This is a genomic window from Georgenia wangjunii (assembly GCF_036421975.1).
GTDB classification, from domain to species: Bacteria; Actinomycetota; Actinomycetes; order Actinomycetales; family Actinomycetaceae; genus Georgenia_A; species Georgenia_A wangjunii.
This window is the reverse complement of record NZ_JAZGON010000004.1, coordinates 109,868-130,052: the sequence shown is the minus strand read 5'-3', so window position 1 is coordinate 130,052 and position 20,185 is coordinate 109,868. Positions and strand designations below refer to the sequence as shown.

Annotated in this window: 16 protein-coding genes; 3 read left to right on the top strand and 13 right to left on the bottom strand. The window is 73.8% G+C overall.

Annotation, left to right across the window (positions count from 1 at the left end; all coding sequences use genetic code 11):
- Positions 1-49 precede the first annotated feature (49 nt).
- Complete coding sequence (locus tag V2J63_RS08545) at positions 50-1,723, bottom strand: TIGR04028 family ABC transporter substrate-binding protein (protein ID WP_331230601.1); 1,674 nt, start codon at positions 1,721-1,723, stop codon at positions 50-52.
- A gap of 635 nt (positions 1,724-2,358) precedes the next feature.
- Between V2J63_RS08545 and V2J63_RS08540 the strand changes: the two genes are divergently transcribed.
- Positions 2,359-3,690, top strand: coding sequence for a DUF2254 domain-containing protein (locus tag V2J63_RS08540; protein WP_331230600.1), 1,332 nt, complete (start codon positions 2,359-2,361; stop codon positions 3,688-3,690).
- A 13-nt stretch (positions 3,691-3,703) separates the two neighbouring features.
- On the opposite strand, the gene V2J63_RS08535 is transcribed toward V2J63_RS08540, so the two are convergent.
- The 8 genes from V2J63_RS08535 to V2J63_RS08500 form a co-directional block, all read right to left on the bottom strand.
- Positions 3,704-4,726, bottom strand: coding sequence for an iron-siderophore ABC transporter substrate-binding protein (locus V2J63_RS08535; RefSeq protein WP_331230599.1), 1,023 nt, complete (start codon positions 4,724-4,726; stop codon positions 3,704-3,706).
- A gap of 67 nt (positions 4,727-4,793) precedes the next feature.
- Positions 4,794-5,648, bottom strand: a complete 855-nt coding sequence (locus V2J63_RS08530) for an ABC transporter ATP-binding protein (RefSeq protein ID WP_331230598.1) — start codon at positions 5,646-5,648, stop codon at positions 4,794-4,796.
- Positions 5,645-6,751, bottom strand: a complete 1,107-nt coding sequence (locus V2J63_RS08525) for a FecCD family ABC transporter permease (protein WP_331230597.1) — start codon at positions 6,749-6,751, stop codon at positions 5,645-5,647. The genes V2J63_RS08530 and V2J63_RS08525 overlap by 4 nt, the downstream gene beginning before the upstream one ends.
- Positions 6,748-7,794, bottom strand: coding sequence for a FecCD family ABC transporter permease (locus V2J63_RS08520; RefSeq protein WP_331230596.1), 1,047 nt, complete (start codon positions 7,792-7,794; stop codon positions 6,748-6,750). The genes V2J63_RS08525 and V2J63_RS08520 overlap by 4 nt, the downstream gene beginning before the upstream one ends.
- 13 nt (positions 7,795-7,807) lie before the next feature.
- The gene (locus V2J63_RS08515; RefSeq protein WP_331230595.1) at positions 7,808-8,818 is read right to left on the bottom strand and encodes a siderophore-interacting protein; all 1,011 of its coding nucleotides are present in this window, start codon (positions 8,816-8,818) and stop codon (positions 7,808-7,810) included.
- A gap of 46 nt (positions 8,819-8,864) precedes the next feature.
- The gene (locus V2J63_RS08510) at positions 8,865-9,551 is read right to left on the bottom strand and encodes a response regulator transcription factor (RefSeq protein WP_331230594.1); all 687 of its coding nucleotides are present in this window, start codon (positions 9,549-9,551) and stop codon (positions 8,865-8,867) included.
- Positions 9,548-10,882, bottom strand: coding sequence for a sensor histidine kinase (locus V2J63_RS08505; RefSeq protein ID WP_331230593.1), 1,335 nt, complete (start codon positions 10,880-10,882; stop codon positions 9,548-9,550). Before V2J63_RS08505 ends, V2J63_RS08510 begins: the two co-directional genes overlap by 4 nt.
- Positions 10,883-11,095: 213 nt before the next feature.
- Positions 11,096-14,959, bottom strand: a complete 3,864-nt coding sequence (locus tag V2J63_RS08500; RefSeq protein WP_491062228.1) for a GH92 family glycosyl hydrolase — start codon at positions 14,957-14,959, stop codon at positions 11,096-11,098.
- Between the two features lie 238 nt (positions 14,960-15,197).
- Between V2J63_RS08500 and V2J63_RS08495 the strand changes: the two genes are divergently transcribed.
- Complete coding sequence (locus V2J63_RS08495; RefSeq protein ID WP_331230591.1) at positions 15,198-16,094, top strand: ABC transporter ATP-binding protein; 897 nt, start codon at positions 15,198-15,200, stop codon at positions 16,092-16,094.
- Positions 16,091-16,891, top strand: a complete 801-nt coding sequence (locus V2J63_RS08490; RefSeq protein WP_331230590.1) for an ABC transporter permease — start codon at positions 16,091-16,093, stop codon at positions 16,889-16,891. The genes V2J63_RS08495 and V2J63_RS08490 overlap by 4 nt, the downstream gene beginning before the upstream one ends.
- A 52-nt stretch (positions 16,892-16,943) precedes the next feature.
- On the opposite strand, the gene dinB is transcribed toward V2J63_RS08490, so the two are convergent.
- Genes dinB through V2J63_RS08470 form a run of 4 tightly spaced genes read right to left on the bottom strand, consistent with a single transcriptional unit; the run spans position 16,944 to position 20,110 of the window.
- Positions 16,944-18,194: a DNA polymerase IV gene (gene dinB / locus V2J63_RS08485; RefSeq protein ID WP_331230589.1), complete on the bottom strand. Its 1,251-nt coding sequence runs from the start codon at positions 18,192-18,194 to the stop codon at positions 16,944-16,946.
- A gap of 43 nt (positions 18,195-18,237) precedes the next feature.
- Complete coding sequence (locus V2J63_RS08480) at positions 18,238-18,996, bottom strand: hypothetical protein (RefSeq protein WP_331230588.1); 759 nt, start codon at positions 18,994-18,996, stop codon at positions 18,238-18,240.
- Positions 18,997-19,038: 42 nt separating this feature from the next.
- Positions 19,039-19,875: a CPBP family glutamic-type intramembrane protease gene (locus V2J63_RS08475; protein WP_331230587.1), complete on the bottom strand. Its 837-nt coding sequence runs from the start codon at positions 19,873-19,875 to the stop codon at positions 19,039-19,041.
- Between the two features lie 16 nt (positions 19,876-19,891).
- A complete protein-coding gene (locus V2J63_RS08470; RefSeq protein ID WP_331230586.1) occupies positions 19,892-20,110 on the bottom strand; it encodes a hypothetical protein in 219 nt (72 codons plus the stop codon).
- Positions 20,111-20,185: the final 75 nt, after the last annotated feature.

Genomic DNA, 20,185 nt, shown 5'->3' with positions numbered 1-20,185 from the left:
TCTCCTTCCGTGGTCGTCGGGGCGGTGGGGGCTCGGGACGGGCCCGGTCCTACTCGTTGAGCCAGACGTCGTAGAAGGTCGGCCGGCCCACGGACTCGAAGCCGACGCCCTCGACGTAGGACGCCGCGCCGTAGACCTGCGGCTCCTCGAAGAGCGGGATGTAGTACGCCTGCTCGGTGAGGTAGCGCTGGACCTCGGCGGAGCGCTCGGCGCGGGCCGCGCCGTCCGGCTCGGAGGCGACGGCCTCGAGGAGGGCGTCCAGCTCGGCGTCGTCCGAGATGAGGACGTCGCGGTTGGCCGTGTGGAACTGGCTCTTGATGACGTCGTGGTCCGCGCGGCCGACCATCGAGTGGTAGAGCGGCGTGGCGAGCGGGTCGCGGGACTCCGCGGTGATCGTGGCCGAGTCGGCGGTCTTGACGTTGAGCTCGACGCCGATCGCCCGGAGCTGCTGCGCGACGAGCTCGAGGTTCGGCTTGGACAGCGGCTGGGCGTTCGAGGCGTAGACGTCGAGGGAGAGCCGCTTCCCGTCCTTGGTGCGGACGCCGTCCTCGCCCGGCTCCCACCCGGCCTCGTCGAGCAGCTCGGCGGAGCGCTCCGGGTCGTGCGCCAGCGCGTCGGCCTGGTCGGTGTAGCCGAGGGCGGACGCGGAGAGCTGGGACGTGGCGACGGGGTAGTTGTCCGTGTAGACGGTCTCGACGACCTCCTGCGCGTCGACGCCGTGCAGGAGCGCCTGGCGCACGCGGACGTCGGCGAGGAGCGGGTTCGTCGGGCGCAGCGCGAGGCCGTTGTTGACCCCACGGGTCTGGGGGGCGTAGAGGTCGAAGCCGGCGGCCTCGACCTGCGCCTCGTCGTAGGCCTGGACGTAGCGGACGTAGTCCGCCTGGCCCGAGGTGAGCGAGCCGATGCGGACGCTGTCCTCCGGGGTGACGACGATGTCGAGGGCGTCGAGGTACGCGCGGCCCTGGTGCTCGAGCGACGGCGGCGCCCAGTCGTAGTCCGTGCGCGCCTCGAGCCGGATGCGTGTGCCGATCTCCTCCTCGGCGATGACGAACGGGCCGGACCCGACGATCTCCGTCGAGCTGCCGGGGCCGAACTCGTCGAGGCCACGCTCGAGCGTCTCGGCCGACAGGAGGCCGGAGTTGATCGTCGACGTCGCCTGGAGGAAGCCCGGCGCCGGGGCACTGAAACGGAACGTCACGGTGTCCGCGTCGACGACCTCGCTGCCGGCGTAGTTGTTGATCGCCTCGGAGACCGTGAGGCCGCGCTCGGCGTCACCGAGACCGTAGAGGTCGAAGTTCTTGGCGACGACGTCCGCGTCGAGGGGGGTGCCGTCGGAGAACGTCACGCCGTCGCGGAGGTTGAACGTGTACTCGGTGGCGTCCGCGCTCACCTCCCAGTCCGTGGCGATCCACGGCTCGATCTCGAGGGTCTCGGGGTCCTGGTACGTGAGGCGGTCGGTGACGTTGTTGACGAGCCCGCCGTTGGGGTAGAAGCCGCCCTGAGGCGGGTAGAGCGTCGTGTGCGGCTCGTACTCGAGGTAGGTGAGCTCACCGCCGGTGACCGGGTCGGTCGCTGACGACGGCTCCGAGCCGGTCGCCTCCTGGGCGGCGCACCCGCCGAGCAGGGCGGCGGCGGCGAGGGCAGCGACCGGGCCGGCGGCGCGGCGGGGTGCGGCCGACCGCGCGGTCGGGGTTCGGGTGGGAGTGGGGCGACGGGACAGCATGGGTGCTCCAGAGCTGGGAGGACGGGTGCGCAGGGCGCGTGGTGGTGTGGTGAGCGTGCGAGGGACGTGCCCGCTCCCGGCAGGGTGCGGGGCACGTCGCGCGTCGGGGCACGAGACGTCCGTGCGCCCGCTGCGCAGGTGGGGTCCCCAGGACGGCGAGGTGCGCGCGACCGCGGGCGAGCGCGCCGGGGCGGACGCACCGGGTGCAGGCCCGCGCACGGGCGTGCCGGGCGCGTGGGGCGCTGCCGGCCGACGGGATGGGAGCCGGTACGGCTCGACCAGGTCAGGCGGGGCAGCAGCCCGGCATGTGCGGACAACAGAAGATGCCGGCGGTGTGCGTCCGGGTGAGGGTGCGTGCGGCGGCTGCCGTCGTTCCCTTCATCGTTCCTCCGTCGTGTCCGTGCCCACCCGCGGACTGGGGGGCATGAGAAGAGGCTGCCCGGGTCCGCCGGACCGTGCGCCGGCCCCCCGGGGTCGTCCCACGATGTGGTCCGGGAACCGCCTCCGGTCCGCCCGCGTCTCTCCTGACGAGACGCGGTGCTCTCCCGGCCGCTGCCGCGTCCGGTCGGCCGGTGAGCGGGACGTCGTGCCGATCAGCGGTGCGGCGCCGTCCATCGCCTGACACGCTGGCGCAGGTGAACACCCTCCAGCGGCTCCGGCAGCAGTTCTGGTTCATCCCGGCGGTCATGTGCCTCGCCGTCGCCGTGCTGGCGGAGGCACTCGTCGCGCTCGACGAGAGCCTCGGGGACGTGACCGTGCCGGACTGGCTGGACGCCGCGCTCTACCGCGTGGGCGAGAGCGGCAGCCGCGACATCCTCGGCGCGATCGCCAGCTCCTCGCTGGCCGTCGCGGGGACGACGTTCTCCATCACGATGGCGGTCCTCGCGCTCACCTCGTCCACGTACGGGCCGCGGCTCGTCCGCAACTTCATGGCCGACCGCGGGAACCAGGCGGTCCTCGGCGTCTTCGTCGCCACGTTCCTCTACAGCCTGCTCGTCCTGCGCTCGGTCCGCGCCGTCGGTGACCCTGGCGACCCGGACGCGGAGGTCTTCGTCCCCCACCTCGCGGTCAACGCCGCCGTCGTGCTCGCCGTCGTCAACGTCGCCGTGCTCATCTACTTCATCCACCACATCTCGGACTCGATCCAGATCTCCACAATCGCGCGTCGGGTACGGGTCGACCTGCACGCGACGGTCGAGCGGCTCTACCCCGAGCACCTCGGCCACGACGCCAGGTCGGTGGACCGCGACGTGCGCCTGCCGGACCGGCTGGAGGAGGACGGCGCGGAGGTCGCCGCGGGTCGCGGCGGGTATGTCACCTACGTCCGGGAGGACGCCCTCATGCGGGCGGCGTCCTCCCACGACGTCCTGCTCGCGCTGCAGGTCCAGCCCGGCCGGTACGTCCTCGAGGACACCGTGGTCGCCCTCGTCCACCCGCCGGAGCACATGGACGACGACCTCGCCGAGGAGGTGCGCTCCGCCGTCGTCGTCTCGGACGAGCGCAGCCCGCACCAGGACGTCGAGTTCGGTGCCCAGCAGCTGACTGAGCTGGCGGTCCGGGCGCTGTCCCCCGGGACGAACGACCCGTACACGGCGATCAACGCCCTCGACGACCTCTCCTCGGGGCTCGCCCTCCTCGCCGGCCGCCGGACGCCCTCCGCGGGACGGTTCGACGACGAGGGCGTCCTGCGGGTGCATGCCCCGCGGGTCGACGCGGTCGTCCTCGCCTCGGGCGTGCTCGACAACCTGCGCTGGTACGCGTCGGCGTCTCCCGCCGTCATGGACGCGGCACTGACCCTCGTGCGGCGCGTCGGCCGTCACACGGAGGACAGGGCGCTCCGGGCGCGACTGCTGACCCAGGTCGGCCTGCTCACCGAGGCGTTCGAGCGCGCGGGTCACCAGGCGCACGACGTCGAGACGTACCGCGCCCGCGCGGCGGAGGTGACGGGCGACCTCACGCGCACGTGAGGTCGCCGGCGCGTCACTGCGCGGCGGCCGCCGCCTCGGAGATGAGGTCGACGTACTCCTCGAGGCCCCAGCCGACGGACAGCGCCGTGGGCGGGGACATCGCCGCGATGAGCTCGTCGCCGACGATGTGCGCGACGGCGCCCGCTCCGACGGCGGGCAGGGCCTGGGCGTAGGACTGGCCGAGGAACGCGTCCACCTCGTCCTGGATGCTCGCGTAGTTGACGACGATGTCCGAGGCGAGGCGGTCGGTCTCCTCGTAGCTGAGGGAGTAGAGGAAGGACTCCTCGTCCGTGGCGAGCTCCTCGACGGCCGGTGCACTCTCGAGGCCCAGGTCGAGGAGGAAGTCGACGCGCGAGTCCTGCGGCTTGTAGACCCAGAAGGTCCCACCGACGTCCCACACCGCGGCGACGGTCTTGCCGTCGAGCTCGGGGTGGGCCTCGGCGGCCTCGGAGATCTGCGCGTCGATGTCGGTGACGAGCGCCTCGGCGTCGTCGGCGACGCCGAGGGCGGTCCCGACGGTCGTGATGACCTCGCGCCACGGCGTCGTCCACGGCTCCTCGGGGAACGCGACGGTCGGCGCGATGGCGCTGAGAAGCTCGTACTGCTCCGCGGTGATGCCGGAGTACGGGGCGAGGATGAGGTCCGGCCCGAGCTCGCCGATCTCCTCGTAGGCCGGCTCCTCGACGGACGCGGGGATCATCGTCGGGTCGGCGTCGACCTCGACGAGGGCCTCGGCCACCCACGGCAGCCGGCCGTCCTCGTCGGCGGCGTACGTCTGGGACTCGATGCCGACGGGGACGATGCCGAGGGCGATCGCGGCCTCGGTGCTCCCCCAGCCGAGGGTGACGACGTCCTGCGGCCGCTCGGTGATCTCGGTGGAGCCGAAGGCGTGCTCGATGGTGACGGGCTCGAAGGTGCCCGTGGAGCCGGCCGTGGCGTCGCCGGTGGCGGCGTCGTCCCCGGCGCCGCCCGAGCAGGCCGTGAGAAGGAGCATGGTGGCCACGCCGGTGGCGGCGAGGCGAAGTCGTGCGGACACGTGGTTCTCCCTGAGGGTGCGGTGTGGGGCTGTGAGGTGGGGTCGGGCGGTGCGGACGCGCCGGTGCTCAGTCCGGGCGGGCAGTCGGCGGGGCGGCCGGCACGAGGGGCGCGGGCCGTCCCGCGGTCCGCCCGACGGGGATGACCATGGGCGAGCCCGAGACGGGGTCGGCGATGACCTGCGCGCTGAGGCCGAACGCCTCGGCGACGAGGTCCGGGGTGAGCACGTCCCACGGCGTACCCCGGGCGACGACCCGGCCCTGCGCCATGACGACGAGGTGGTCGGCGTACCGGGCGGCCATGTTGAGGTCGTGGAGGACCATGACGACCGTCGTCCCCCGCGCGCGGTTCTGCTCGTGGAGGAGGTCGAGGACGTCGAGCTGGTGCGCGACGTCGAGGAACGTCGTCGGCTCGTCGAGGAGGAGGACGTCGGGGTCCTGGGCGAGCGCCATGGCGATCCACACACGCTGGCGCTGCCCCCCCGAGAGCTCCTCGACGCGACGGGCGGCGAACTCCAGGGTCGACGTGGCCTCGAGCGCCCCGCGCACGACGGCGTCGTCCGCGCTCGTCCACTGCCGGAACCAGCCCTGGTGGGGGTAGCGCCCCCGCCCCACGAGGTCGGCGACGGTGATGCCCTCGGGGGCCGTCGACGTCTGCGGGAGGATGCCGACGAGCCTCGCGACCTCCTTCGCGGGCATGGAGTGGACGGCCTTGCCGTCGAGGAGGACGGTCCCGGCGCGGGGGCGCAGGAGGCGGGCGATCCCCCGCAGGAGCGTCGACTTCCCGCAGCCGTTCGCCCCGACGATGACGGTGAGGGCGCCCGCGGGCACCTCGAGGTCGAGGTCGCGCACGACGAGGTCGCCGTCGTAGGCGAGGTCGAGGTGCTCGGTGCGCAGGGTGTGCACGGGCCGTCGGTCGCTCATGCTCCTCGCCCCTCCCGGTTGGCCGTGGCGAGGAGCCACAGCAGGTACGGAGCACCGATGACCCCGGTGACGATGCCGACCGGCACCGCGACACCGAGGAGGTGCTGGGCCGCGAAGTCCGCGGCGAGGACGAGGACGACGCCGACGAGCGCGCTCGGCACGAGCGCGAGGCCTGCGCTCGGCAGCATCCGGCGGGCGACAGGGGCGCAGACGAACGCGACGAAGGCGACCGGGCCGGCGAACGCCGTCGCCGTGGCCGCGAGGGCGACGCCGAGGGCGAGGACCGCGAGGCGGGTCCGCTCGACGGGCACCCCGAGCCCGCCGGCCGCGTCGTCCCCGAGCTGGAGGATGCGCAGGCTCCGCGCGACGAGCGCGACGAGGGGGAGGAGCACCGCGAGGATCGCGGCGAGGACCGCGACGTCCCCCCACGGCGGCGTGCCGAGGCTCCCGACCATCCACACGAGGGCTTCGCGGACGTCGTTGACGTTCGCCCGCGACGTGAGGTAGCCGAGGCCGGCGTTGACGAGGAACGCGACGGCGACGCCGATGAGGACGAACCGGTAGCCGCTCACGCCCGACCGCCACGCGAGGAGGTAGATCGCCACGGCGACGACGACGGCGCCGGCGAACGCCGAGAGCGAGACCGCCACGCCGGACAGGCCGCCGAGGAGGATCGCCGACGCGGCCGCGAGGCTGGCGCCACCGCTGACGCCGATGATGTCAGGGCTCGCGAGCGGGTTGCGCAGGACGGTCTGGAAGAGCGCCCCGGCGAGGGCGAACGCGACACCGACCTCGGCGCCGAGGAGCAGGCGCGGCAGCCGCAGGCGGAAGACGACGAACGACCCGCCGCCCTCCCCCTGGCCGACGAGGGTGCGCAGCAGGTCGGGCAGCGTCATCGAGTACCCGCCCACGGAGATGGTCGCCCAGGCGAGGGCGAGCGCGAGGAGCGCGAGCACGAGGACGACCGTGCGGGTGCGGCGCGGGTCCGCCGGGTGGAGCCGTGCCGGGTGGCCGTCGGCGCGGCCCGACGCATGACGGGACCTCCCGCCGGGTCCGGCGGCGGGCGCGGTGGCGGGCGCGGTCCGGGCGCCGGCGGCGTTCACAGCCCCGCCAGCTTGACGCGGCGGACGATGGCGATGAGGGCCGGCGCACCGACGACGGCGACGACGAGCCCCGCCTCGAGCTCGCCCGGGCGCACGACGAGCCGCCCGACGACGTCCGCGCCGAGGAGGACGACTGGGCCGAGGACGACGGCGAAGGGCAGGATCCAGCGGTAGTCGGGGCCGGTGAAGGGGCGCACGAGGTGCGGCACGACGAGGCCGACGAAGACGATCGGCCCGGCGAGCGCCGTCGCCGACCCGGCGAGGAGGACGATGGCGAGGCCGGCGAGGACGCGCACGACGTGGACGTGCTGGCCCAGCCCCCGCGCGAGGTCGTCGCCGAGCGCGAGCAGGTTGAGGGTGCGCCCGGTCGCCAGCGCGAGGACCGCGCCGACCGCGAGGAACGGCGCGAGCGGCACGAGCGCGTCGGCCCCGCGCCCGGCGAGCGAGCCCACCGCCCAGCGGCGGTAGCTGTTGAGCGTGTCCGTCTCGGTGATGAGGACGAGCGTGATGACCGACGTCGCCCCGGCGGTGAGCGCCGTGCCGGCGAGGGCGAGCTTGACCGGCGTCGCCCCCTCGCGGCCGAGGGCACCGACGCCGTAGACGACGCCGGCGGCGAGGGCGGCCCCGGCGAGGGCGAACCAGATGTACGTCGCCGGGCTCGTCAGCCCGAGGACGGTGATCGCGAGGACGACGAAGAGCGAGGCGCCGGCGTTGACGCCGAGGAGCCCCGGGTCCGCCAGGGGGTTGCGGGTGATGCCCTGCATGATCGTGCCGGCGAGACCGAGGGCGGCGCCGACGACGAGGCCGACGACGGTGCGCGGTAGCCGCTGGTCGCGCACGACGTCGTGGTCGTTGTCGCCGGGCACCCGGTCGAGGAAGGCCGCGACCACCTGCCCGAGGGTGACGTCGCGTGCGCCGAGGGCGAGCGAGGCGAGGACGACGAGCACGAGGACGGCGGTCGCGGCCAGGAGCGCGAGGGCCTTGCGGCTCGCCGGTCGGGCCGGGAGCGCGGTAGCGGTCTCGGCGGTGAGTGCGGCGGTCATCCGCGGGGGCGGTTCACTGGGCCTCGGCGCGGCCGAGCCGCCAGTAGCCCATGAACGCGACGCGCCGGCGGCACACGCCGGTCTCGGAGACGAGGATGCGCCGCAGGGTCTTGATCGTGCCGGCCTCGCCGGCGAACCACGCGTAGAAGTCGCTGCCGCACCGCTCCCCGCCGCGACCGCACAGGTCGACCGGGAGTACCTGGACGACCGGTGAGTCCCACAGGGTCTCGGAGTCGACGTCGACGTCGTCGATCGACTGCGCACGTACGGCGAGCGCGTTGTCGACGACGGTGGCGTTCCCCGCGACCCAGTCACGCACGGCGGGGACGAGGAGCTCGCCGTGGGGGCGCCCGTCGCGGGCGAGCCATGTGAGGGTGACGCCGTCGGGCAGGTCGAGCGCGAGGGCGTCCGCCGCCTCGGGCACCTCGATGAAGGCGCGCGCGCGGCGCCCGGCGGGGAGTGTCTCGAGGATCGAGCAGATGGCGGGAGCCGCCGTCTCGTCGCCGGCGAGGAGGACGTCGCCGGCGGTCCCGGGCGCCCAGTCGATGCCGATGTGGGAGTCGGTCGAGCGGACGTCGGGCCCGACGAGGACGAGCTCGTCCCCCACGGCCGCCCTCATGATCCAGCGCGCCGCCGGCCCGCCGTCGCCGTGCGCGACCATGTCGACGTCGACCTCGGCGAGGTGGGGGCGCACGTCGCGCACCGTGTACGTGCGGAACGGGTTGCGCCGTTCCTCGGGCAGGTCGCGCCACGTCGCGTACCAGGTGCCGGCGCGCAGGGCGGCGTCGTCGTCGACACCGAGGTCGGGCAGGGACCCGTCGGCAAGGGGGAAGACGATCTTGACGCGCTGGTCGAGGCGGTCGGTGCCGAACCACCGCAGGTCCGCGCCCGTGAACGTCAAGCGCGTGAAGTGGGGGCTGAGCCGGCGGACGGCGCTGACACGGACGGCGAAGGGTCGGTACGCGGCGCGCCCGTCCTTGACGACGGCGGTGCCCGTCTGTGTCGCTGCGGCCGAGGTAAGCATTGCCTAACTATGGCATGCCTAACCTGGCGCGTACAGGTGGCCCGCGTCACACCCCGGGCGGGGCGTCCGCCGGTTGCCCCGCGTCGTGGACGCACAGCGCGATCTGCACGCGGTTGCTCACCTCGAGCTTGGCGAAGAGGTGCCCGACGTGCGTCTTGACGGTGGCCAGACCCATGTAGAGCTCGCGCGCGATCTCCGCGTTCGACAGCCCGCGCCCGACGGCGACCGCCACCTCCCGCTCCCGGTCCGTCAGTCGCGCGAGCCGGGCGCGGGCTGCCCGCTCCCGGCTGTCGTCCCGGGGCTGGGCCACCGTGGCGATGAGCTGGGCCGTGACGCTCGGCGAGAGCATCGGCTCGCCCCGCGCGACGCGGTGGACGGCGTCGACGAGGTCCACCGGCGGGGTGTCCTTGAGGAGGAACCCGGCGGCCCCGTGACGCAGCGCGGTGAGGACCATCTCGTCCGTGTCGAACGTCGTCAGGACGATGACCCGGGCGGACGAGCCCCGCTCCGTCAGCCGGCGCGTCGCGGCGAGACCGTCGAGGTTGGGCATGCGGATGTCCATGAGGACGACGTCGGGCTGCAGCCGCAGGACGAGGTCGATCCCCTCGCGCCCGTCCGCGCCCTCCCCGACGACGGTCAGCGCCGCGTCCCCGCCGAGGATCATCCGCAGGCCCGCCCGCACGAGCGGGTCGTCGTCGACGAGGACGACCCGCACCGGGGCGCTGCCGCTCACTCCTCCATCTCCCACGGCAGCCACGCTCTCACGGCGAACGAGCCGTCCGCCTCGACGCCATGCTCGAGGACGCCGCCGACGAGCGCCGCGCGCTCGCGCATCCCGGCGAGGCCGGCCCCGGCGCCGGGAGTGACGGCGTGCGGGCCGTCGGGGCCGCGGACGGCACCCGGCTGCGCGGGCGCGTTGCGGACCTCGACGGTGAGCAACCCACCCGGCGCGCCACCGAGCCGGACCTCGACGCCAGCCCCCGGGGCGTGCTTGCGCGCGTTCGTCAGCGCCTCCTGGACGATCCGGTAGGCGGTGCGCGACGCGGTCGGCGGAAGGTCGCCGAGCGCCGCACCGTCCCCGCCGGGGAGGCGGGCGACGTCGAGGCGCACCGGGGTGCCCGTCCCAGCCGTCTCGGCGAGGAGCCCGTCGAGCCCGGCGAGCGTGGGCTGGGGCGGCTCGACGCTGCGTCCGCCATGGGCGTCGGCACGCAGGACGCCGAGGACCTGGCGCAGCTCCCCCAGCGCGTGGTGGGCGTTGTCCTGGATGATCTCGGCTGCCTCGGCGGTCTCCTCGCGGCTGAGGTCGCTCCGGTACGCGAGCGCCCCGGCGTGCATGGCCACGAGGGAGATCCGGTGCGCGAGGACGTCGTGCATCTCCCGCGCGATGCGGGTGCGCTCCGCCTCGCGGGCGGCCTCGGTGCGCAGCGCCTGCTCGCGCTCGGCGGTCTCGGCGCGCTCGTGGAGGGAGCCGATGAGCTCCCGGCGGGCGCCGATGTAGAACCCCGTCGCCACGCAGATGCCCCCGACCGCGACACCGAGGAGGAGGGAGGCGGTCGTCATGGCGGTGCTGCCGCCGCGTGCGGGGACGCCGGCCATGACGACGCCCTCGTAGACGGCGCCCGCGAGGAGCCAGACCGAGGCGACGGCCGCCGCCCAGCGCCACCGCCGCCACGTGCCCATGGAGACGGTCGCGATCGTCGCGGCACCGATCGCCGACGCGGACAGCGCCGACAGTGCCGACGTGAGGACGGCGGTGAGCAGCGGCAGGCGCCGCCGCAAGGGCAGGAGGCACAGCGCGACGAGCCCGAGCGCGGCGTCGAGGAAGAGGAGCGCCCCGGCCCGCAGGGACGCCTCCGTCACCGGGTCCTCGTCGTACGGGATGAGGTCGACCGAGACGACGAGGAGCATGATCAGCCCCACGCCCGCAGCGACGAGGTAGCGCCACACCCGGGACCAGGGCCGGAGGGTCGGCTGCCCGACCGGGCGTCGCCTCCGCCGTGAGTCGAGCGCGCCTGCGGGCGCCGGCGGGCGCAACGGGGCGAGGTCGGCGGGCGCGGTGCTCATGATCCCCAGACTAGGGACCGCCCGGGCTCCCGGGCTCCGCCGTCGGGCGCGAGGGTGTCCGACCAAAGGTGGAGGCGGCCGAGGCCCGCGCCCCGGCCCCAGCCCGTTCTCGTTCGCCAAGACCGTGCCCGGGAAGCTGGCCGCGCTGCCAGGAACGGGTCCGCCCCGGCGCCGCGCGAGGCGAAGCCGGGGCAGACCCGTCGGGCGTGCCCGTCAGGACCGGCGGGTCCGCCGCGTGCCGAGGAGGACGGCTCCAGCCGCCGCGAGCAGGAGCGCGAGGGCACCGGCCAGCAGAACCGCGGCCCCCGTGCGGGGAAGCTCCGCACCGCCGGGCCCCGCGCCGTCCGTGGCGTCACCGGCCGGGGCGGAGGGGTCCTCCGCCGGCTGCTCAGGCGCGGCGGGGTCCGCCGGGTCCGGGTCCGTCGGGTCCGTGGGGTCGATCGGGTCCGTGGGATCCGTGGGGCCCCCGGGATCGGTCGGATCCGTGGGGTCCGTGGGGTCGGTCGGGTCCGTGGGATCCGTGGGATCCGTCGGGTCCGTCGGGTCCGTGGGATCGGTCGGGTCCGTGGGATCGGTCGGGTCCGTGGGGTCCGTGGGGTCCGTGGGGTCGGTGTCGTCCGCGAAGGTGTGCTCCCAGCGGGTGCTCACGCCGTCGGCGATCTCGTAGCCCTCGACCGCCCGGGCGGTCACGACGACGGTCCCCTCGCCGTCGTAGGTGCCCGCCTCGACGACGTCCTCGCCCAGGACGTACTCGACGCCCTCGGTGCTCGGCACGGTGTACGTGCCGGCCTCGTCGTCGAAGGTCACCGCGGCGACCTCCTCGACAACCGCGGGGCCTGGCTCCTCCGGCTCGGGGGCGTCGCTCGCGATGGCGAACACGTGCAGGTTGGCGTTGGTCGGCAGGTCGATGCCGATCACCTCGCGCCCCTCCGGGATCGCGACAGGCGCCGTCGCGAACAGCGCGCACCGCACGCCGTCGGTACCCGTCCCCGCCCCGCGGTGGCTCGTCCGGGCGATCTCGACGTTGCCGCTCGCGAGGTCGGTCGAGCACCAGTCGGTGAGCGCGACCGTCTCGACCGATGACGTGCCGTCGTCGAGGCGGAGGGTGACGTCCGCGGTCTGGGTGCCCGAGGTGCCGGTGCCGACGAACGAGAGCCGCGTGGCGCCCGTGAGCGTGCCGGTGAGGTCGAGCTCCTGGCCGTCGGCCGCGATGTTGTCGGGCTCCCCGGCGGGCACGGTCGCGAGCTGGTAGGACAGGTCGGTGCCGGGCACCTGGTAGGTCCGGCCCTGGACGATGCCGGCGTCGGCGAGCGCACCGCGCAGCAGGTGCCAGCCCATGCCGTCGAGGTCGGCGTTGCCCGCGCCCTCGTCACCGATGCCGGTGTTGTTGAAGTACGGCGCGAGGGCGCTCCCGGTGCCGACGACGACCGTCGCCTGCCGCTCGACCTCGCGGTCTCCCGCGCGCACCGTGACGGTGACCGGGTACTCCCCCGCCTGCGCGCCGGCGGCGAGGGTGAGCGGGATCGTGAAGGACTCCGTCATCGGCAGGTTGCCCGAGGCGATGCTCCACTCGATCGGTTCGCCGAGCGAGAGCGGCTCCGCGGTGGTCACCTCGACCGTGCCCGTGACGGTGCCGGGACCGGTCGCCACGACCTCGAGCGTGAGGGGCACCTCGACGGCTTCGTCCGACGCGCTCGCGAGCACCCGGGCCGGTGTGAGCGCCGCCCCGAGGTCGTGCCGGTCGACGTCCACGTGCGAGAGCGCGGGCGGCGCCGCGTCGGCACCGGTGGCCCATTCACCCGGCTCGGTGGACAGGGCGTAGTCGATGTCGGCGCCGGCGCGCAGCACCTCGCCCGTGACGTAGGACTGCTCGTGCTCGGTGCCGTTGACGGTGACCGCGGAGACGTACCTGTTGTCCGCGGTGGAGCCCGGCGCGCTGATGCGCACGTCGGCACCGAACACGGTCGGCCCGGAGATCGTCACGTCGGTGAACACCGGCGTCGTCAGCGCCCACGTGTCGGCCCCCGGCACGGACGGGTACAGCCCGATCGAGGCGAGGACGTGCCACGAAGACATGGTGCCCATGTCGTCGTTCCCGGTGACGCCGGCGGGGCCGTCCGTGTACAGCGTGAGCGCGCCGTGCACGACGTCGACCGTCTTCCACGGCTGCCCGACCCACTGGTAGATGTACGGCGCGTGGATGTTCGGCTCGTTCTGCGGGTTGTAGGTGTCCTGGCCGTAGTAGTCGTACGGGCCGTTCACCCACACGTTGCGTACCGTCTCGTCGCGGTCGGTGAGCAGCGCGTCGTAGGCGAAGAACGAGTCGAGGCGCTCCACGGTCTCCTCGGGCCCGCCGATGAGGTCGATGAGTCCGGAGACGTCGTGCTGGACGTGCCACAGGTAGTGCCACGCGCTGCCCTCGTGGAAGCCGACACTGTTCGCCGGGTCGGCCTCGCCGATGAACGCGCCCTGGGCGTCGCGGGCGCGGAAAAAGCCCGTGCGCGGGTCGAGGATGCTGCGGTAGCTCTGCGCGCGCTCGGCGAAGCGCGTCGCGTCCTCGGTGTGGCCGAGGTCCGCCGCCATCGACGCGATGGCACCGTCCGCCAGGGCGTACTCGAGCGTGGCCGAGGCGCCGTGGTGGAGGTCGAAGTCGCCGGGCTTCTTCGGGGCGCCCGGCTCGTGCGGCACGTAGCCGTGGGAGAGGTAGTGCGGCAGGCCCGCGCGCCCGTTGGCCGGGTGGTCGGCCGGAGGGACCGTGTCCGCGTTGTGCACGAGCGCGGCGTAGACGTCCTCCTCGAAGCCGGCGAGCAGCCCCTGCTCGTACGCGCTGACGAGGAACGGCGCGACCGGGTCACCGGTCATGATGTTGGTCTCGACGGTGCCGTAGCCCCAGCGCGGGAGCCACCCGGTCTGGTCGCTGATCTTGAGGATCGAGCGCGCCATGTCCGTCATCTGCTCGGGCGCGATGAGCGAGAGGAGCTGCTGCTGGGTCCGGTAGGTGTCCCACAGCGACCACGTCTGGTAGTAGGTGAAGTCCTCGGCGGTGTGGATCTCCTGGTCCCAGCCCGTGTACCGGCCGTCGACGTCCGAGCCCGTGTAGGGGGAGAGCACAGCGCGGTACAGCGAGGAGTAGAACGTCCGCTGCTGGGTCTGCGTGCCGCCTGCGACGGCGATCCTGCCCAGCCACTCGTTCCACGTGTCGTAGGCCGCGGCGCGCGTCGCGTCGAAGCTGCCCCCGCCCTCGGCCTCGAGGTTGCCGCGGGCGCCGTCGAGGTCGACCCAGGACAGGCCGGTGGTGACCTCGACGTCCCGGTCCTGCGTCGCGTCGAAGGTGACGACGACGCCGCGGTTGCCCGAGCCGGAGGTCGAGGTCGCGCCCTCCGCGTCGAAGTCGTCGCCGCTGAAGACGGTGGCGGAGGAGAAGGGGCGGTCGAACTCGGTGACGGTGTAGACGGTGTAGGGCTCGGTGTCCTGGCAGAAGCCCTGCCCGGTCATCGAGATCTCGATCGTCTGGTCGTCGAGCACCGTGACGGTGGAATCGGTGATCTCCTTGAGCGCGCGGCCCGCGTAGAGGAAGACGTTCGCCTGCTCGGTCTCGGGGTAGGTGTAGCGCTGCGTCCCCGTGCGCGTGGTCGCCGTCAGCTCGGCGGTGACGTCGTAGTCGTCGAGGACGACGGAGTAGTAGCCCGGCTCGGCCGACTCGTCGTCGTGGGAGTACTCCGAGGCGTTCGCCCCGGACCGGGTCGAGGTGAGGTCACCGGTGGTCGGCATGATCGGCAGGTTCCCGCCGAGGCTGCAGCCGACGCCCGAGGGGTGCAGCTGGCTGAAGCCGCGGATGCGGGGGTGGTCCCAGTTGTAGCCGGTGTGGCTCCACTCGTCGTCGTCGTCGTCCGCCCGCAGCGTGTCCGGGGAGACCTGGACCATGCCGAACGGCGTTGAGGCGCCCGGGAACGTGTTGCCCTCGTTCTGCGTCCCGATGAACGGGTTGACGAGGGAGGCGGGATCAGCGACGGCGGCCGGCCCCGGGGCGACGGCCGTCTGCGATCCGAGGACGGGGACGGCAAGAGCTGCTGACAAGGACAAGGCCAACGCGGTACGGAGCACGGATTCCTCTCTGCGAGGCGGCGATGCCTCTCGGGAGCGATCGTCGTCGATCAGGACACCCTCGATGCTAACCCGGGCTGACAGCGCTGACAATCATGTGGGCACCCTCGCGACGCTCCGCCCAGCGTCGCGGGCACGTCCCACCAAAGGTGGAGACGGGGGAGCCTGCGCGCTGATCCGCCCGCGAGCACCGCACGGCAACGTGAAGGCCATGATCACCGCAGAGAACCTCACCCGACGCTACGGCGCCCGGACCGTCGTCGACGACGTCTCCTTCACCGCCCGGCCCGGCCGGGTCACGGGCTTCCTCGGCCCCAACGGCGCCGGGAAGTCGACGACCATGCGCATGCTGTGCGCCCTCACGAGCCCGACGTCGGGATCCGCGACCGTCCTCGGCCGCCCCTACCGCGACCTCGTCAACCCCGGGCGCCACGTCGGCGTCCTTCTCGACGCCGCGGCCCAGCACGTCGGCCGCACGGGCCGCGAGACGCTCCTGCTCTCGGCCCAGCTCATGGGCGTCGGTGCCGACCGGGTCACCGAGGTGCTCGACCTCGTCGGCCTCACCGCTGCCGAGGCCTCGGCCCGCACCCGGACGTACTCCCTCGGGATGCGCCAGCGGCTCGGGCTGGCGCACGCCCTCCTGGGAGAACCAGAGGTCCTCGTCCTCGACGAGCCCGTCAACGGCCTCGACCCGGCCGGTATCCGGTGGATGCGCCGGCTGCTGCGTTCCTTCGCCGACGACGGCGGGACCGTCCTGCTCTCCTCGCACCTCCTTCTCGAGGTCGAGGCCGTCGCCGACGACCTCGTCATCATCGGTCGGGGACGGGTCCTCGCCCAGGGCAGCGCGCAGGACCTGCTCGCCGCGCCGGGCACCGAGGTCGGCAGCCTCGACGACGACGCGCTCGCCCGGGCGCTCGTCGCCGCCGGGCACGAGGTGGGCCGCGCGCCCAGCGGTCTCATGACGTCGGCCACCCCCGAGGAGGTCGGCCGGACGGCGCTCACCGCCGCCGTCGCCCTCACCGACCTGCGCCCGACCGCCGCCGTCGGCCTCGAGGCCTTGTTCTTCGACACGACCGCCCAGCACGGGCGAGAGGAGATCTCCGCATGACCACCACGACGAGCACCTCCCCCACGACGGCGCGCCCCGGCGCCGGGCGCGCGGCCCCGGGGCCCGTGCCCTTCCTCCGCCTGGCCGGCGTGGAGCTGCGCAAGCAGGTCGACACTCGCGCCGGCGTCTGGCTCCTGGCCGTCGTCATCCTGCTCAACGCCGCCCTCATCGCGCTCGTCCTCTTCTCCGGTGAGGAGACGACGCGCTCGTGGAGCGAGCTCGTGGCCGCCTCGTCGCTCGCGCAGATGCTCCTGCTCCCCCTCGTCGGGATCATGGCCGCCACCGGTGAGTGGTCGCAACGCACCGCCCTGACGACCTTCGCCCTCGAGCCTCGCCGCACGCGGGTCAACGCCGCCAAGCTCGTCTCGGCGTGGGGGCTCGGCCTCGCCGTCATGGTGGGGACGCTCGCGGCGGGAGCCCTCTTCAACGTCGTCGGTCTCGTGTGGCTCGACGGCGACGGGTCGTGGGCCATGGACTGGGCCGTGCTCGGCGGTATGGTCGCCGGGCTCCTCCTCCTCGTGACGCAGGGACTCGCCTTCGGCCTCGCGCTGCTGAGCACGCCCGTCGCGATCGTCGCCTACCTCGCGCTGCCGACCGTGTGGTCGCTCGTGACCGTGCTCGTCTCCGGGCTCACCGAGCCGGCGCGGTGGCTCAACCTCGATGCAGCGATGACCCCGCTCCTCGCGGGCGCCATGGGCGGGACCGAGTGGGCCCAGCTCGCGACGTCGGCGGCGGTGTGGGTGGGGCTCCCGCTCGCGCTCGGCCTGTGGCGCACCGCCCGGCGGGACGTCGCCTGAGCGTCGGTGTGCCGGCGGCGGGGACACCGAGCAGCGTCTCCGCCGGCGGCGCTCACAGCTCCCGCTCGGCGAGCTCGCGGAACGCGTCCGGCGCGCCGCGGGAGCGCCCGAGCCTGGAGGGCAGGTAGCCGACGGCGTCGCGCCCGAAGCGCGCCCGCACGGCGTCCATCGACGTCTCGACCGCTCCCCGCGCCGCCCCCGTCACGGATCCCGGCCGCCACGGGTCCGGTGGCGGCAGGGCGAGCTCGAGCTGGACAGCCTGCTGCCGCGTGAGGTTGGAGACGGAGATCGCCAGGAGGCTGATCTCGACCGTCCTCTCCTCCCGCAGGGCCTCGTGCACGAGCCGCTCGGCCACCTCGGTGAGCGTGAGGGTCGCCGAGATCGGGTGGGGCAGGCTCAGCGAGCGGGTGATGGCGCGCATCGCGGCGAACCGGACGCGGACCGTCACCGTCCTGCCCGCCTGGCCCTTGGCCCGCAGGCGGCTCGCCACCCGTTCCGCCAGGCCGGCGAGCGTCTCGCGCACGAGCTCGGGCGTGGCGGTGGTGCGACCCAGCGCCGACTGCGCACCCACCGACCGCGCCCGGGCGGACGTCGCGACGCGGCGGGGGTCCTCGTTGAGCGCGAGGAAGTGCAGGGTGGTCCCGCTGCGTCCGAGGAGTCGCTCGAGCGCAGGGCCGGGGGTCCGGGCGAGGTCGCCGATCGTACGGATGCCGCGCTCGGCGAGGCTGCGCTCGGTCACCGGCCCGACGCCCCACATGAGCCGGACGGGCAGCGGGTCGAGGAAGGCACGCTCGTCCTCGGGCTCGACGACGACGAGCCCGTCGGGCTTGGCCACCTGGGAGGCGACCTTGGCCAGGTGCTTCGTCCGGGCGGCGCCGACGGAGATGGCCAGGCCCACCTCGGCCCGGACCCGCTCGCGGATCTTTGCACCGATGACGGCCGGCGTGCCGAAGAGGTGGGTGGAGCCGGAGACGTCGAGGAACGCCTCGTCGATCGAGATGCGCTGCACGGCGGGCGTGACGTCGCCGAGGATCCCCATGACCCGGTCCGCGATCGGCTGGTACTCCGTGAACCGGCCGGGGACGAAGACGAGCCCGGGGCACAGCTCCGCGGCCCGCCACCCCGGCATGGCGCCGTGGACGCCGAACGCCTTGGCCTCGTAGGACGCGGCGAGGACCACTCCCCCGCGCGCGCTGCCGCCCACTGCGATCGGCTTGCCCCGGAGCGCTGGCGTGAGGAGCTGCTCCACGGAGGCGTAGAACGCGTCGAGGTCCGCGTGGAGGATCGTCGCCCCGGAGGTCACCCGCCAAGCATACTCGAACGCCCGTTCGAATGGCTGTTGGGTGCTACAGCAGCTTGTCCTCCGCACCGATGCGAACGGCCTCGAGCGCCGGTGCGCTCAGCAGGGAGTCGACGGCCTCGTCGCTGCCACCGACGAGCGTCGAGTCGAGGTCGATCTCCGTCGCGACGCACCAAGCCCGGTCGGCCGGCCAGAACAGGCTCGGTGACTGAGTGATCCACGAGTGCGGTCCGTCGTACTGCGCCAGTGCCGGCACACTCGCCAAGGGACCCTGAAGCAGGAAGTAGCCCCGACCCGGTAGCTGCAACCGCGGCGCCGCAGACTCCTCCGGGTCGAGGAGGGGCGCTGCGGGCACGCCACCATCCACGGTCAGCCATGCCCGCGCCGGGCCACCCTGAAGCTGCCCCCAGCCCTCCCACAGTGCGAACAGGCAGTCTTGCGCGGTTCGGGTATGAGCGGCCAACGCCCCGCACAGGGCCTCGAGCTGCGGGAGCGCGAGGTTGCCCCACTCCGGGCGCTCTCCCGACCAGGCAGCCGACGTCCGCGTCCAGCGATCGGGGGCGCCGATGAGCTCGTGCCACCGCACCGTGGGGGGTACGGCGCGCCCCAGGGCGTCGGCCACGTGCGTCCACGTCATCGGCGCCGTGACCCCGTCGTGCGTGACGACGGGGTGCAGGACCCTTGCGTAGGCCTGATAACCAGCGGGTACGACGTCGGTCACTGTCCCGGCCGGACCCGTGATCCGCGACTCCAACCACTGCGCGGGCGACACGTCGTCGAGCACTCGCACCTGGTCGGTCCACATGCCCGCAGTCTTCCAGCACGTCCCGGCACACCCGACCGGCCGTCAGTACACGAAGATGCGGAACATCTCCGGGTTGTGAGCGTGGACGATGGCGAGGAAGACGATCGCGTCGAAGAGCAGGTGGACGACGAGGACGTACGTGAGCGAGCGCGTCCGCGTGAAGATGTAGCCCTGGAGCAGCGCGAAGGGGATCGTGAAGGCCGGCCCCCACTCGCGGTAGCCGAGCTCCCAGAGGAACGAGACGAAGATCGTCGCCTGGAGGACGTTCGCCTGCCACACCGGGAAGTGCCGGCGCAGCAGCGCGAAGCACGTGCAGATGAAGAACAGCTCGTCCCACGTGCCGACGGCGTTGACGCCGACGAAGAACCGCGCCAGCTCGCTGCCCGTCGTGATGTCCGGCCAGTTGAGGTAGGCGCCGGACCGGATGAAGTAGAACGGCAGGAGCGCCCACCCGAGGAACGGCACGAGGAGGAGGTAGGCCTTCTCCATCGGCGGCCAGGAGCGCCCGGAGCGCCACGGGAAGATGATGGCGCGCCGCCGGAGGACGAATCGGTCGACGGCGAACGGCACGAGCACCGCGAGGGTGAGGACGACCCCGAGGGTGAAGAACCGGCCCCACTCGAGGTCCGCCTCGACCGACGTCGTGCTGACGATGGCGATGCCGAGCGCGATGAGGCCGAGGTCCTTGCCCAGCGCCCGGTCGAGGGCGAACGCCCCCACGACCCCGGCGGCGAGGACGGCGTACCCGGCGGCAGGGGCCTGCGCGGCGAAGAGGAGGAAGGCGGCGAGCGAGACGGCGGCCGCGGGGGCGAGCGCCCACGACCACGCGGGCGGAGCAACCCTCTCGCTCGGCCTGACCGCCGCCCCGGGTCGGGTCACGGAACGGGCGCCGGCGTCAGGGCGCGGGTGAGCCGGGACCGGTGAGCTCGTCGCCCCGGCTCGAGCCCGCGCCGGGGTGGGCGACGGCGTCGACGCCCGCGTCCTCGGCGACGTCCGCGCCCAGCGCCTCCTCCAGGCTCGGGTCCGCCTCGTCGAGGGCGTGCTTCGCCTCGCGCGCGTCCTCCGTCGCGTCCTGCGTCCGCGTCTCCGCGTCGTTCCCTGGTCGGTCAGTCATGGCGCGCCCTCTCGGATCGTCGGTCCACCCGCGCCGGAAGGAGGCGCGGTGTGCGGCCACCCTCGCCCGGCGCGC

Coding starts and splice junctions, on each gene's coding strand:
- V2J63_RS08545 (WP_331230601.1), bottom strand. CDS start 1,723: ATGCTGTCCCGTCGCCCCACTCCCACCCGAACCCCGACCGCGCGGTCG.
- V2J63_RS08520 (WP_331230596.1), bottom strand. CDS start 7,794: ATGACCGCCGCACTCACCGCCGAGACCGCTACCGCGCTCCCGGCCCGA.
- V2J63_RS08480 (WP_331230588.1), bottom strand. CDS start 18,996: ATGTGGACCGACCAGGTGCGAGTGCTCGACGACGTGTCGCCCGCGCAG.
- V2J63_RS08505 (WP_331230593.1), bottom strand. CDS start 10,882: ATGAGCACCGCGCCCGCCGACCTCGCCCCGTTGCGCCCGCCGGCGCCC.
- V2J63_RS08530 (WP_331230598.1), bottom strand. CDS start 5,648: ATGAGCGACCGACGGCCCGTGCACACCCTGCGCACCGAGCACCTCGAC.
- V2J63_RS08495 (WP_331230591.1), top strand. CDS start 15,198: ATGATCACCGCAGAGAACCTCACCCGACGCTACGGCGCCCGGACCGTC.
- V2J63_RS08515 (WP_331230595.1), bottom strand. CDS start 8,818: ATGCTTACCTCGGCCGCAGCGACACAGACGGGCACCGCCGTCGTCAAG.
- V2J63_RS08490 (WP_331230590.1), top strand. CDS start 16,091: ATGACCACCACGACGAGCACCTCCCCCACGACGGCGCGCCCCGGCGCC.
- V2J63_RS08470 (WP_331230586.1), bottom strand. CDS start 20,110: ATGACTGACCGACCAGGGAACGACGCGGAGACGCGGACGCAGGACGCG.